Origin of the sequence: Kytococcus schroeteri (assembly GCF_002847825.1) — a bacterium.
Classification (GTDB): Bacteria; Actinomycetota; Actinomycetes; order Actinomycetales; family Dermatophilaceae; genus Kytococcus; species Kytococcus schroeteri.
On sequence record NZ_PKIZ01000003.1, the window covers coordinates 92,752 to 105,921 of the forward strand.

The 13,170-nt window shown below is 73.0% G+C and carries 12 protein-coding genes; 6 read left to right on the forward strand and 6 right to left on the reverse strand.

What is annotated here, in order from left to right:
* Positions 1–37: 37 nt before the first annotated feature.
* The 6 genes from yidC to CYJ76_RS02505 all read left to right on the forward strand — a co-directional run bounded on the left by yidC (position 38) and on the right by CYJ76_RS02505 (position 4,934).
* Positions 38–1,120 (forward strand): membrane protein insertase YidC, encoded by a 1,083-nt coding sequence (gene yidC, locus CYJ76_RS02485; protein ID WP_101849156.1) that lies wholly within the window; start codon positions 38–40, stop codon positions 1,118–1,120.
* A gap of 3 nt (positions 1,121–1,123) precedes the next feature.
* On the forward strand, positions 1,124–1,636 hold the full coding sequence (locus tag CYJ76_RS02490; RefSeq protein WP_101849157.1) for a Jag family protein: 513 nt from the start codon (positions 1,124–1,126) through the stop codon (positions 1,634–1,636).
* Entirely contained in the window at positions 1,629–2,351 is a 723-nt protein-coding gene (rsmG, locus tag CYJ76_RS02495; protein WP_070705897.1) for a 16S rRNA (guanine(527)-N(7))-methyltransferase RsmG, read from the forward strand. The genes CYJ76_RS02490 and rsmG overlap by 8 nt, the downstream gene beginning before the upstream one ends.
* Positions 2,348–3,463, forward strand: coding sequence for a ParA family protein (locus CYJ76_RS02500; RefSeq protein WP_101849158.1), 1,116 nt, complete (start codon positions 2,348–2,350; stop codon positions 3,461–3,463). Before rsmG ends, CYJ76_RS02500 begins: the two co-directional genes overlap by 4 nt.
* Positions 3,464–3,564: 101 nt before the next feature.
* Positions 3,565–3,669 carry a 50S ribosomal protein bL37 gene (locus CYJ76_RS13185; RefSeq protein WP_371327537.1) on the forward strand — a complete coding sequence of 35 codons (105 nt, stop codon included), beginning with the start codon at positions 3,565–3,567 and terminating at the stop codon, positions 3,667–3,669.
* Between the two features lie 212 nt (positions 3,670–3,881).
* Positions 3,882–4,934 carry a ParB/RepB/Spo0J family partition protein gene (locus CYJ76_RS02505; protein ID WP_101849159.1) on the forward strand — a complete coding sequence of 351 codons (1,053 nt, stop codon included), beginning with the start codon at positions 3,882–3,884 and terminating at the stop codon, positions 4,932–4,934.
* A gap of 231 nt (positions 4,935–5,165) precedes the next feature.
* Here the strand turns inward: CYJ76_RS02505 and trxA are convergent, their stop codons facing one another.
* The 6 genes from trxA to CYJ76_RS02535 form a co-directional block, all read right to left on the reverse strand.
* A complete protein-coding gene (trxA, locus tag CYJ76_RS02510) occupies positions 5,166–5,492 on the reverse strand; it encodes a thioredoxin (protein ID WP_070705051.1) in 327 nt (108 codons plus the stop codon).
* A gap of 36 nt (positions 5,493–5,528) precedes the next feature.
* Positions 5,529–6,605, reverse strand: coding sequence for a thioredoxin-disulfide reductase (trxB, locus tag CYJ76_RS02515; protein WP_414467270.1), 1,077 nt, complete (start codon positions 6,603–6,605; stop codon positions 5,529–5,531).
* A gap of 118 nt (positions 6,606–6,723) precedes the next feature.
* Positions 6,724–8,802 carry a hypothetical protein gene (locus tag CYJ76_RS02520; RefSeq protein ID WP_070705054.1) on the reverse strand — a complete coding sequence of 693 codons (2,079 nt, stop codon included), beginning with the start codon at positions 8,800–8,802 and terminating at the stop codon, positions 6,724–6,726.
* Between the two features lie 65 nt (positions 8,803–8,867).
* The gene (gene murJ, locus CYJ76_RS02525) at positions 8,868–10,553 is read right to left on the reverse strand and encodes a murein biosynthesis integral membrane protein MurJ (protein WP_070705058.1); all 1,686 of its coding nucleotides are present in this window, start codon (positions 10,551–10,553) and stop codon (positions 8,868–8,870) included.
* A 22-nt stretch (positions 10,554–10,575) separates the two neighbouring features.
* Positions 10,576–12,618 (reverse strand): hypothetical protein, encoded by a 2,043-nt coding sequence (locus CYJ76_RS02530; RefSeq protein ID WP_144043019.1) that lies wholly within the window; start codon positions 12,616–12,618, stop codon positions 10,576–10,578.
* Positions 12,606–13,088: an NUDIX hydrolase gene (locus CYJ76_RS02535; RefSeq protein ID WP_070705064.1), complete on the reverse strand. Its 483-nt coding sequence runs from the start codon at positions 13,086–13,088 to the stop codon at positions 12,606–12,608. The genes CYJ76_RS02530 and CYJ76_RS02535 overlap by 13 nt, the downstream gene beginning before the upstream one ends.
* Between the last annotated feature and the right edge of the window lie 82 nt (positions 13,089–13,170).

Consider the following 13,170-nt stretch of genomic DNA (forward strand, 5'->3'; position numbering starts at 1 on the left):
CCCTGAACCTCAGCAGTCCACAGACGAAGGATTCTCCGTGCCGAATCTGCTCTACCCCATCGAATGGGCCGTGGCAGCCATCCTCGCCGGCGCCCACCGGGGCCTCACCGCCCTGGGGATGCCCTCCGAGTCGGGCTGGACCTGGGTCCTGTCGATTCTCGCCCTGGTGGTCCTGGCCCGCCTGGCCATGATCCCGTTGGTGATCAAGCAGATCCACAGCAGCCGCAAGATGCAGCTGCTGGCGCCCGAGATCAAGAAGATCCAGCAGAAGTACAAGGGCAAGCGCGACCAGGCCTCCATGCAGCGCCAGCAGGCCGAGACCATGGAGCTCTACCGGGCCAACGGCACCAACCCGATGGCCTCCTGCCTGCCGCTGCTGCTGCAGATCCCCATCATGTACGGACTGTTCCGGGTGCTCCGTGCCGTCCCGGGCGTCGCGGACGGCGCGCACGCCCCCATCGGGTTCATGACCCAGGACCTGGCGCGCTCCTTCGACTCCGCCTCGATCTTCGGGGCCGAGCTCTCCGACACCTTCCTGCACGACCCCGGCGTGACCCCCAAGGTCGTGGCGCTGGTGCTCGTGGTGCTCATGACCGCGTTCACCTTCTTCAGCATGAAGATGTCGATGGACATCAACATGCCCGAGACGGCCAAGGAAGGGCCGATGGGGCAGTCGCAGACGATCATGCTCTACGTCATGCCGCTGGTGCTGGCCTTCACCGGTGTGAACTTCGCGATCGCCCTGCTCGTGTACTGGACCCTGAGCAACCTGTGGTCCTACTTCCAGCAGCTGTACATCATCCGCCACATGCCGACGCCCAACACCGAGGCCGAGCGCCGCATGCACGCGCGCCAGATCGCCAAGGGCCAGGAGCCCACGCGCATGACGCTGGCGCCCGTGGGCGGCAAGGACTCCGGGGCGCACGCGCTCGGTGACGAGAAGGACGGGGCCACCGACGGGGGTCGCTCGACCTCCTCGGGCAAGGGGGCCTCGGGGCCGCAGGTGAACCCGGTCTCGGCCGGTACCCGCATGGCCCAGGGCGGCACCGGCGGGCAGCGCTCCCAGCCGGTGCGCCGCAAGAAGAGCAAGAAGAGCAAGAAGCAGCGGAAGAAGGGCTGACCCATGGCCGACGCACCGGCGCACCCCGAGCGGACCCCCGCGCAGATCGAGGTCGAGGGCGAGATCGCGGCGGACTACCTCGAGACCCTGCTCGACCTGGCCGACATGGACGGCGACATCGACGTCCAGCACGAGGCCGACCGGGCGGTGGTGAGCATCGTGGACTCCGAGGAGGGCACGGTGCCGCGCCGTCTCGCCGGCCCCGGCGCCCAGGTGCTGGAGGCCCTGCAGGAGCTCTCCCGCCTGGCCGTGCAGGCAGAGACCGGGGAGCGCAGCCGCCTCATGGTGGACGTGGCCGGGTACCGCGCCGACCGCCGCAAGGCGCTGGAGCAGCTGGCCGATCGCACCGTGGAGGCCGTGCGCGAGAGCGGCACCGAGCGTTCCCTGGAGCCGATGACGGCCTTCGAGCGCAAGGTGGTGCACGACCGCGTGCTGGCGGGCGGGCTGCACTCGTCCTCGGCGGGCGAGGAGCCCAACCGCTACGTGGTGGTCTCCCCGGCGCCGGCCGGTGAGTGACGTGGACGCCCCCGAGGCCGGCGGAGAGGGCCTGGCCCCCAGCCCGGAGGCCGCGGCACGGGTCTTCGGTGACCTGCTGCCGCAGGCCGAGCGGTTCGCGCAGATGCTGGCGACCTCCGGTACGGAGCGGGGCCTCATCGGCCCGCGGGAGGTGCCCCGGCTGTGGGAGCGCCACGTGCTCAACTGCGCCGTGGTGGCCGAGGTCCTCGACGGCGCCGACCACGTGCTCGACGTGGGCAGCGGGGCTGGGCTGCCCGGCATCGCGCTGGCGCTGGCCGCGCCCGAGACGCGGGTGACCCTGGTGGAGCCGATGCTGCGGCGCACCGTGTGGCTGGACGAGGTCGTCTCCAAGTTGGGCCTGGGCGACCGTGTGGCCGTGATCCGTTCTCGTGCAGAGAACCTCGACGACGGGACGACGGCCCCCGTGGTGACCGCACGGGCCGTGGCCCGCCTCGAGGTGCTGGCCCCGTGGTGCCTCCCGCTGGTGGAGACCGGCGGTCGCATGGTGGCCCTCAAGGGGTCCTCCGCCCAGCAGGAGGTCGAGCAGGCGCAGAAGGTGCTGCGGCGGTTGGGCGGCGGTGCCGTGGACGTGGTGGACTGTGGGTCGGCGTACCTGGAGGTCCCCACCACGGTGGTGATCGTCACCAAGGAGGACGTCGGTCGCTCGGGAGGCAGCTCCCGCGGCCGTCGGTCCCGGAGCAAGGAGAAGCGATGAGCAACCCCGTCGGCTGGCCCAATGGGAGCCACCCCGCCACCCCCACCGCCCCCACGCCGGGGACCGCGCCGGTGGGCTGGCAGCCGACGGTGGCGCCCTCGTCGGTGGAGCGCGTGCCGGCCGTGGGGGCCGTCCCGCAGGAGTCCCCGGTGGACACCGCGCAGGGCGGGACCGACGGGGCCGCGGCGGGGTCCACGACCACGGCCGCTGCCGAGGGGTCGTCCGCCCCGACCGGTGAGCCCTCCACGGACGACGACGAGGACGACGATCCGGTGCCCCCCTTCACCCCCGCCGAGCGCAAGGAGCGTGGTCGCCCCACGCCGCTGAAGGCCCCCTCGAGGACCGTGGTCATGACGGTGGCCAACCAGAAGGGTGGCGTCGGCAAGACGACCACCACGGTGAACCTCGCCGCCGCCTTCGCCGAGGGTGGGCTGAAGGTGCTCGTCATCGACCTGGACCCGCAGGGGAACGCCTCCACCGCCCTGTCCATCGAGCACCAGTCGGGGGTGGCTGGTGTCTACGACGTGCTCATCGACGAGGCCACGCTCGAGCAGGTGGCCCAGGTGTCGCCCGAGAGCGAACGCATCAGCGTGGTGCCGGCCACCATCGACCTGGCGGGTGCCGAGATCGAGCTGGTCTCGCTCGTGGCGCGGGAGAACCGTCTGCGCCGGGCCCTGCAGGAGATCCGCGAGGCGCAGACGTACGACGTCGTCCTCATCGACTGCCCGCCGAGCCTGGGCCTGCTCACGGTGAACGGGTTCGTGGCGGCCGACGAGGTGTTCATCCCGATCCAGTGCGAGTACTACGCCCTGGAGGGTGTGAGCCTGCTCGTGCGCAACATCTCCCTCATCCAGCGGCACCTGCACCCGGAGCTCCGCCTCGGGGGCATCCTGCTCACGATGTTCGACGCGCGCACGCGACTGGCGACGCAGGTGGCGCAGGAGGTGCGTGACCACTTCGGTGAGGTGGTGCTGGAGACGCTCATCCCGCGGTCCGTGCGCATCAGCGAGGCGCCCTCCTACGGGCAGACCGTCCTGGCCTACGACGCGGACGGCCCGGGGGCCCGGGCCTACCGTTCGGCGGCCAAGGAGGTCGTCGCCCGCTGGTCCTGAGGGGTGCGGGGGTGACGTGGTGCCTGACGTCACCTCGTGGACGTGATCCGGTGGTTCCGGGTATGAGATACTGCGCGATACGCGCCCTCAGGGGCGCTTCGATGTCTCAGAAGGCTCAGGAGGTCACCATGTCGAGCAAGCGTGCGCGCAAGCGCAAGACGAAGCGCAAGGGCAAGGCCAACCACGGCAAGCGCCCCAGCAGCTGATCAGGAGCCTCGCGTTCCCACCAGGCGGCCCTCCCCTCGGGAGGGTCGCCTGATCTGTTGTGGGCTCCACATGCCGTGAGTCAACGGGCCCGATGGGAAGCGCTCGTCGCGTTTCACGTGAAACATGCCATGTGGACCGTGGAGGTCGACGTTCGCGCTGCATGGGAGACTTGGGGGTCGTCCGGCAGGGCAAGGCGTCGAGAGGAGACAGCATGGCAGGGCAGCGACGAGGACTGGGGCGAGGTCTCGGGGCACTGATTCCCCAGGAGGACGGCGGGGCGCGGCCCCGCGACGTCTACTTCGCGCAGCGTGACCAGGCAGCGGCGCCCAGCGCCGACAGTGGATCGCGTGGGTTGACGTCCCCGTCGGCCACGGCAGCCGCCGGGGGCGAGGCGGCGCCCGCCGGTGCGGAGGGCCCCGAGGCGACCGCGACACCCTCGACGGACGCCAAGGATCTGGTCGACGCCCCGGCCCGCCTTGTGGAGCTGCCGGTCGACGAGGTCGTGCCCAACCCGCGGCAGCCGCGCGAGGTGTTCGACGAGGACGACCTCGAGGAACTCGCACACAGCATCCGCGAGCTGGGGGTCATGCAGCCCATCGTGGTGCGGACGGCGGGTGACCGCTACGAGCTCATCATGGGTGAGCGCCGTCTCCGCGCGTCGCGTCTTGCCGGACTGGAGACGATCCCGGCCATCCTGCGCCAGACCGAGGACCAGGAGATGCTCCGTGAGGCGCTCCTGGAGAACCTCCACCGGGTGCAGCTCAATCCCCTCGAGGAGGCGGCGGCCTACGGTCAGTTGCTCGAGGACTTCGGGTGCACCCACGAGGAGCTGGCGAAGCGCCTCGGGCGCAGCCGGCCGCGGATCACCAACTCCCTGCGCCTGCTCAAGCTGCCCCCGAGCGTTGCCCGTCGGGTGGCGGCCGGGGTCCTGTCCGCGGGGCACGCCCGCGCCCTGCTGGGTCTGGAGGACGGAGCCGCGATGGAGCGCATGGCCCAGCGCGTCGTGGCCGAGGGTCTCTCGGTCCGCGGCCTGGAGGAGCTCATCGCTCTCGGTGCTGGGGCGGAGCAGGAGAAGACAGGCCGTCGTCGTCTGCCCAGCCGCCGCACCTCCCCTGAGCACGAGGACCTGGCTGCGGAGCTCTCCGACCGGTGGGACACCCGGGTGTCGGTGAAGATGGGGCGGAACAAGGGGACGCTGACCGTGGAGTTCGCGGGGCAGGACGACCTCGACCGCATCCTCACCCTGTTGGCGCCCGACGCCTGACCCGGAGGCGGCGCCCACGGAGACGGGGCGGGTGATGTTCCACGTGGAACATCACCCGCCCCGTTCGTGTCGTCCCCGTCGTGCAGGGTGGATGTTTCACGTGGAACGGGCGCGTCGCGGCCCATGCGCCGGATGGGTCAGGACGTGGAGGCGCAGGCGAAGGAAGGCCGGCACGCAGAAGGGGCCCGCGAGCACGTGGCTCGCGGGCCCCTTCGGAGCAGTGGGAGGACGTCAGCCCAGGAAGGGCTCGAGCTCCTTGAGTAGCTTGGGCTTCGGCTGCGCGCCGATGATCGTCTTGGCGATGTCGCCCTGGAAGAAGACGTGCATCGTGGGAATGGAGGTGATGCCGTACTTGGCGGCGGTCTGCGGGTTCTCGTCGGTGTTCAGCTTGACGATGCGCAGCTTGCCCTCGGTCTCGCCAGCGATCTCCTCGAGGATGGGGGCGACGCGCTTGCAAGGGCCGCACCAGTCCGCCCAGAAGTCGACGAGGACGGGGACGTCGCTCTTGAGGACGTCCTGGTCGAAGGTGGCGTCGGTGGTGGTGCTGGTTCCAGCCATGGGTTCCTCCTGTGGTGGTGGTTCGGGTTGGTCGGGTCAGGCGGGCGCGTCGCCGGGGACGGTCTCGTCCGCAGCGGGCGCGGTCTGGGCGGTCTCCACGGTGGACGCGTCCAGCGTGGCGAGGTGGCGCTCGGCGTCGAGGGCGGCCTGGCAGCCGGAGCCGGCTGCGGTGATGGCCTGCTGGTAGGTGTGGTCCACCAGGTCGCCGCAGGCGAACACGCCCGCGAGGTTGGTCAGCGTGGAACGGCCCTGCACCTGCACGTAGCCGCTCTCGTCGAGGTCGATCTGACCCTTCACGAGCTCATTGCGCGGGTCGTGGCCGATGGCGATGAACAGGCCGGTGACGTCGAGCTCGCGCTCCTCACCGGTCTGCGTGTCGCGCAGGCGGACGCCGGAGAGCTTGTCCTCGCCGAGGATCTCGGAGACCTCGGAGTTCCAGGCGAACTCGATCTTGGGGTCGGCCGCGGCACGGTCGGCCATCACCTTGGACGCGCGGAGGGCGTCACGGCGGTGCACCAGCGTCACCTTGTCGGCGAAGCGCGTCAGGAAGGTGGCCTCCTCCACGGCGGAGTCACCGCCACCGACGACCGCGATGTGCTGCTGACGGAAGAAGGCACCGTCGCACGTGGCGCACCACGAGATGCCGTGGCCGGAGAGCTCCTTCTCGCGAGGAAGACCGAGCTCGCGATAGGCCGAGCCCATCGCGAGGATGACGGTGCGGGCGCGGTAGGTGCCGCCCGTCCCGTCGCGGAGAACCTTCACGTCGCCGGCCAGGTCCATCTCGACGACGTCGTCGGTGACCAGCTCGGCCCCGAAGCGCTCGGCCTGGGCGCGCATCTGCATCATGAGGTCCGGGCCCATGACACCGTCGGTGAAGCCCGGGAAGTTCTCCACCTCGGTGGTGTTCATGAGCGCCCCGCCCATGGTGACCGATCCCTCGAAGACCAGCGGGCGCAGGTTGGCGCGTGCGGCGTAGACGGCGGCGGTGTACCCCGCCGGGCCCGAGCCGACGATGACGACCTCACGCACCTCGCCCTCGACCGGCTCGGTGGCGGGCTGGGCGGCTGTCTGCGTCGGCAGCGAGACGGCCGACGTCTGGGCGATGATGCTCACGAGGGCTCCTGGGGGTCCGGGGGTGGGGCGCGGTGCCTGGGCACCGGGGGTGACAACAGTCGGGCGGGGCCCGGTGTTCCGCGGGGACCTCATGGCCCCGGGGTGGCGGGCGAGGGGGTCAGCGGACGGTAATGTCCTTGAGCTGGGCCGACCACTTGCCGTCGGGCCCCTGCCCCGTGCCGGTGAACCACACGAAGACGTAGCGGCCCTGGACGGGCTTCTCGGCGGTCCACGTGACGTCGCCACCGCCACGGCGTCCGCCGATGGTCACGGCACGGCCCACGTCCTGGCTGGGGCCGACGCGGACCTCGTAGGTCCAGTCGCCCTGCGGCATGCCGATGTCGACGGCGTGCACGGTCCGCAGGTCACCGAGGTCGACGCGCAGGCCCAGCGCGTCGGTGTAGCCACCGAACGGCGGGTGGTCGTACTTGTGCGTGGACCACGCGAGGTCGGTGGCCGGGTTGTTGATGCGGTGGGTCCAGTCGGTGTGCTCGTCACCGTCGTGGAAGGGGTCGTAGCCGATGATCCCGTGGAGCCGGTAGGGCTTGCCCGGAGCACTGCCTTCGCTGGACGGTGCGCTGGCAGAGGGCGATTCGGACGGTGAAGGCCGCGTCTCGCGCGTGGTGGTGGGGCTCTCGGGCGCCTCGGGGGACGGCGTCGTCGGCGTGGGCGCCGGGGCCGTGGTGGGCTCCGGGGAGTCGGATGCCGTGTCCTGCGTGGTGGGCGTAGGAGTGTCGCCGTCCGTGGCCGTGTCTGCAGGCTCGGTGCCGGTGGGCCCGTCGGTCTGCGAGGGCGTGCCGGAGTCCGGGGACGGCTCGTCACCCTGACCGGTGGTGTCGTCCGGTGAGGGCGTGACGTCCTGCGGCGAGGAGGCCGTCGGGGTCGGTGTGTCCTCCGGGGCGGGCTCCGCCGGCGCGGGAGAACCCGGCTGGGTGGTGCTCGTGGGGGCCGCGCTGTCCTCGGCGTCGTCGCCGCCCAGGAGGTGGGGCGCGCCGAGCGCGAGCAGGGCCAGGGCGGCCGCTGCCCCCAGGGCCCCGAGGCCGGCGACCAGCAGCTGCGTGCGCCCCGGGCCACCGGTTCCACCCGCGGCTGCGGCGGCGGGACGGTCCTGAGGACCCTCCTCGGTGCCGTCGGTGTGCGTTGCCTCCGGCGCCTCGGCGTCGACGGCCTCGCCGGCAGCGGCACCCGTGGCCTCCGGGCCGGACGCCGAGGAGGCCTGACCGGACGCGGCCGCCGAGGCCGCAGCAGCCCCCACCACGGGGATGGTCGTGGTCGGCGCGTCCGCAGTCGTCTCCTCGGGGGTGCTCCCGCTCTGCTCGGGGCCCGCCGCGGGGACGGCGGTGGTCACGGCGCCGGCCGCCGGCACGGCACGGGTGGTGTCCGAGGCCGCACCGCGGTCCCTCCGCCGGCCCCGCCCGGGGACGGTGCTGCTGTTCCACGGGGCCAGGACCTCCGCGAGCTCGCCGGGGGTGCGGACCTCCTGCCCGTTGAGGACGGGGTGCCCCCCGAGGCCCAGGTGGGAGCAGAGCTCGTCGAGGTCGTGCGGCACGTGGTCCACCACCTCGGAGGGGCGCACGACACCGAGGCCGTCGCGCTCCGCGCGTGGGAGGGCCGAGGCGGTGTCACCGCCCCAGGTGCCGGTGAGCCCCGCGTGCAGCAGCGCCAGCAGGCCGCGGGTGTCGCGCTGCGCGGCCCGGTCGGCGTCGAGGGAGTCGGTGCCCGCAAGGGCCGCGGCCAGACCCAGCCCGGTGACCACCACCCCGCCGTCGGCGTCACGCCGGAGCGACTCCGGGGTGAGCGCCAGGTGGTGCACGCCGTGGCGCCGGGCCAACTCGAGGGCCAGGGCGGCCTCGCCCACCAGCCGCCGTGCCTCGTGCGCGGGCAGCGGCCCCTCCTCCACGAGCTCCACGAGCGACCGGGAGCGGGCGTCGTGCTGCGTGACGACCCACTGCAGGCCGTCCTCCACACCGATGTCGAGCACGCGCGGCAGGCGCCCGTCCTCCACGAGGGCCGCGCGGCGGGCGGCGTCCTGGGCGGCGGCGGCCAGCGGGTGGTCGTCCGGGGTGATCCAGAGGTCCACGTGGCGGTGCAGCGTGGTGTCGCGGCCGATCCAGCGCTCCACGCCCGGCACCGGGGACCCCGGGTGCAGCAGCTCGTAACGGCCGTTCACGATGTCACCGGGCTGCAGTGCGGGCACGATGTCCTCTCGGTCGGGATGGCGCAGGGGTGCGTCCTGCGAGTGTAGGAGGCCCTAGGGGCGGCTCAGGCGCGCTTCAGGCGGCGCACCACCTGCTGCACCACGCCGGAGACCTCGTCGATGCGCAGCAGCGCGGCCAGCAGGGCGAAGACCCCCACGAACACCAGCCCGGCCTGCAGCGCCGTGAAGGCCACCGGCAGCCACTGGTCGGCCACCCGGGGCACCTCGCGGCAGGCGATCTCACCGGGACCCCCGCAGTGGTTGGACAGGTCCGTGCCGAAGACCAGGGCATCGGCGCCGGTGCGGCGGGCCACCCACTGCATCGAACCCCAGGCGGTGGCCGCCGCGGCCAGACTGGCCACCGACAGGCGCGCGTAGAAGGCCACGAGGGAGCCCAGCGCCAGCCCGGGCACACGGCGGCGGATGAGCAGGGTGGAGAAGGCCGCACCGCCGAACTGCGAGAGCGTCTGCGCCAGCGCGATGCCGAGCAGCACCTTCTCCGGCGGCAGCCCCAGGGCGATGAGCGCCATCGCCACGATGAGGCAGGTGGAGAGGATCTGGATGACGAAGGGCTTGTAGCCCTCCTCGAAGGCGTAGTACGCCCGCTGGAAGAGCGCGATGGCGGCGTAGGGCACCAGTCCGACGGCCAGGACGCCGACCGCGAAGCCGATGGCGCGCACCGTGTTGGTGGTCTGCGAGGGGAACATCAGCGCCGCCACGGCCGGGCCCATCACGAGCAGCAGGGCCGCCAGCGGCATGACCGCCGCGGTGGTGCTGCGCAGGCCGCGGCGCAGGTCGCCGGCCACGCCGGCCATGTCGCGGTCGTGGATGCGGCGCGACATGGCCGGGTACATGGCCGTGAGCAGGCTGACCGTCACCAGGCTGTGCGGCAGCATGAAGATGAGGAAGGCGCTGGTGTAGGCGGCCTGCCCGGCCACGCCGTGGGGTGCGTGCGAGAGGACCGACTTGTTGGCCATGACGCCCAACTGGGCCACGACGATGGTGGCCAGCGACCACATCGCCACCTGGGAGGCCGAGCGCAGCCCCACCCCGCGGAAGCCCCAGCGCGGCCGGTAGCGGAACCCGACCTTGCGCAGCGGCGGGATCAGTGCCACGGCCTGGATGACGATGCCGAGCGTGGCACTGCCGCCCAGCAGCAGGACCATCGGCCAGGTGACGTCGGCGACCCGCGGCTCGCGCGGGAAGACCAGCAGGTAGGCCACGATGCCGGCGATCTGCACCACGTTGGCCAGCACCGGCGTCCACATGTACGGGCCGAAGTTCTCACGGCTGGTGAGCACCTGCCCCAGCAGCGTGTACAGGCCGTAGAAGAAGATCTGCGGCAGGCACAGCATCGTGAAGAAGACCGAGAGCCGCGCCGTCTCCGGGGAGTAGCCCGACCCGTAGAGCGCCACGAGCAGCGGCGAGGCCAGCACGGCCACCACGGTGAGTGCGCCCATGATGACCAGCGCCAGGGTGAGCAGCCGGTCGGTGAAGTCCTGACCGCCGTCGGAGTGGCGCATCGCCTTGGTGAGCTGCGGCACGAGCACCGCGTTGAGCACACCCCCGGCGATGATGATGAACAGCACGTTGGGCAGCTGGTTGGCCGTGTCGAAGGCGTTGCCGACGTCGGTGGCGGCACCGAGCGCCGCGGTCAGCAGGGCCACGCGCACCAGTCCGAGCACGCGGGAGGTGAGCGTGCCGGCGGCCATGAGGGCGGCGTTGCGGCCCACGGAGGAGGAGTTGCTCACGGGGGTCTCCGGTCTGGGACGGTCAGGAGGGCGGTGGGGTGGCTCCGGCCCGCACCTGGCGCACCGTGCGCCAGGCGCCGAACCCGATGAGGAGCGCGGTCACGATACCGATGCCGGCGTACCACCAGCCGGTGGCGGGCCGGGCGTTCACGGTGACCTCGCCGCGGGCCAGCACGCGCCCGCCGTCGGGGGTGGTGACCAGGATGCGCACCGGCACCTGGCCGGCGGCGTGGGTGCGGGCGGTGAACGAGGTGCTCGCCCGGCCACGGGCCCCCAGCCCCAGGGACCCCTCGGGCTGGTCGGCGGTGACGCGGTCGTTGCCGGGCCGCACCACCACGCGGAGGTCGTGGAACGAGGTGGTGCTGCTGTTGGCCACGGTGGCGCGCAGCTCGGCGTCGTCGGCCAGCAGGTTCACGGTGCTGTCCTCCACGTCGAGGGCGCGGAGGAGGTCGTCGGTGGTGCGGTGCAGCTCCGTCCACGACTGCTGGCGCTGCTCCTCGTTCTCCCAGACGGTGGAGAGCTGGGCCAGCGGGCCGTCGCGCAGCAGGTCGGTGGGCCCGCGGTCGACCACCTCCGCGAGGGCCGCGGCGTCCCCGGTCACGGAGGGCAGCTCGGCCGGCGGCGAGGGGCGCGGGGTGCGCGGCTCGATGGCGGGCCAGGAGGCAGTGCCCTCGGGCGCCTCGGTGGGGCAGTCCCGGGTGCACGCGAGCATCTCGGCGGCGGGCACGGACTGCAGCCAGGGGGCCGAAGTGGCCAGGTCCACCGCGTGCCGCAGGGCGGCGGCGTCCACGCGGGCCGGGTCCGGGGCCAGCACGAGGTCGGGGACCTGCCCCGGGTCCGCACCGTGGGCCTCCCGGGTCTCGTCGGCCAGGAGCGTGAGCCCCAGCAGGGCCTGTCCGGGCAGCGCCCGTCCGCCGGCGTCGCCCTGAGGTGCGCTCTCCTGCTCGCCGAGGTGGTGGCTCGAGGCCTGGTCGACCCACCCCACCCGGTGGCCGCGCCACCAGTTGCCCGGGTCCGCGGCGGCGTCCCGACCGCTGGCCGTGTCCTCGCCGCGGAAGCCGGAGGGGGCCAGCACCACGGTGTCCTCGGCGGTGGCGTCCACGAGGCGGTGCAGCCGGGGGTCGTCGCTGCCCTGCCGTCCGGAGCTGGAGCTCAGGTCCAGCACCAGGGGACGCTCCACGCCCTCCTGCGGAGCGGTGGCATGGCGCCACAGGGACTCCCGGGCGGGGTCCACGTCGAGTGGGTCCACGGCGTGCCGGACCAGGCGCCACGCACCGTCACGGGAGGTCCCCAGGGCGTCGGCGCGGTCACCGGAGAGGTGGGGCACCACCGCGGGGTCCACGACGGGCGTGACGCGGTCCCCGAGGTCCGTGGCGGCCGCCACCGACCCGCTGAGGTCGAGGGCGCGGGTCCAGGCCGCGCGTCGCTCGTCGTCCTCCTCGTCGAGGAGAGCGGCCGACAGGGGAGCCGTGGCCCCCACCGCCCAGCCGACGCGGGCGGTGGTCCGGTCCACCCCGCCCTCGGGCAGCACGGGCACGACGGTGCGCTGCACGTCGAGCAGGCGGCGCTCGCCGTCCACCACCCCGGAGACGGCCACGGAGACCGGCAGCACGCGGGGGCGGTCCACGGTGGGGCTCGTGAGGTCGAGGGCCACCTCGCGGGAGGCGCCGATGCTGAGGCGTCCCGCGCTGCGCACCTGCTCGCGCCGACGCTCGCCGCCCCCGGCGTCGAGCCAGGCGGTCACCTCCTTGCGGCTGTCCAGCGGGGCGGCCGTGGAGAGGGTGACGCGCAGGTCGGTCACCTCGGTGTCGGCGGCGGTGAGCGATGCGGTGAGCCGCACGTCGTGGCCCCCGGTCACCCACCCCGGGGCCACCTCGTCGACCCGCAGGTCCACCGGGGGGCGGTCGGCCGCGGCCTCGGCGGGCAGGTGGCGTCCCGTGACCGAGGAGGAGGGGAGGTGCGCGGCGGTGGCCGCCGGTGCGGGCAGGGCCGAGGGCAGGAGCGCACCCCCCACGGCCGCGAGGGCCACCCCCAGTCGCAGGCCCCGCCGGGTCAGCCGCCGCACAGCCGGCGCCACGCCATCTGGGCGATGCGTCGCTCGTTGGGGAAGGTCAGGGTGCGGTGCGCGTGCGCGAGGTCGAACCACTGCACGTCCACGGCCTCGTGGTCCGGGTCCTCCTCCACCGTGAGGTGACCGCCCACCGCCTCGAGGAGGAAGTGGTGCACCCGCTTGTGGATGCGGCGCTCGGGGGTGGAGAACCAGTAGTCGATGGTGCCCAGCGTGAGCACGGGGCGCGACCGGATGCCGGTCTCCTCGGCCACCTCGCGGACCGCCGTCTCCACGAGCGTCTCACCGGCCTCCACGTGGCCCTTGGGGAGGCACCACTCGAGGCGGTGGGCGCGGTTGAAGCGGGCGATGAGGGCCAGCCGGGCCCGTCCGGGCTCCACCGTGACGACCACCCCGCCGGCGGAGGTCTCGCGCATCGAGGGCAGCCGCCGAGGCGACTGCACCGCGTGATGCATCGAGAGAGTCATCTGGACATGGTAGCGGCCTGACCTGCGAGGACGTCTGCCGACCGACCTGCCGGGCGGCCCCCCGTAGACTCGTGCGCCGCGC

What these genes read in the sequence shown, in the direction of transcription:
- CYJ76_RS02505 (WP_101849159.1), top strand. Translation starts at nt 3,882, where the DNA reads ATGGCAGGGCAGCGACGAGGACTGGGGCGAGGTCTCGGGGCACTGATT.
- CYJ76_RS13185 (WP_371327537.1), top strand. Translation starts at nt 3,565, where the DNA reads ATGTCTCAGAAGGCTCAGGAGGTCACCATGTCGAGCAAGCGTGCGCGC.
- CYJ76_RS02490 (WP_101849157.1), top strand. Translation starts at nt 1,124, where the DNA reads ATGGCCGACGCACCGGCGCACCCCGAGCGGACCCCCGCGCAGATCGAG.
- trxA (WP_070705051.1), bottom strand. Translation starts at nt 5,492, where the DNA reads ATGGCTGGAACCAGCACCACCACCGACGCCACCTTCGACCAGGACGTC.
- CYJ76_RS02500 (WP_101849158.1), top strand. Translation starts at nt 2,348, where the DNA reads ATGAGCAACCCCGTCGGCTGGCCCAATGGGAGCCACCCCGCCACCCCC.
- CYJ76_RS02535 (WP_070705064.1), bottom strand. Translation starts at nt 13,088, where the DNA reads ATGACTCTCTCGATGCATCACGCGGTGCAGTCGCCTCGGCGGCTGCCC.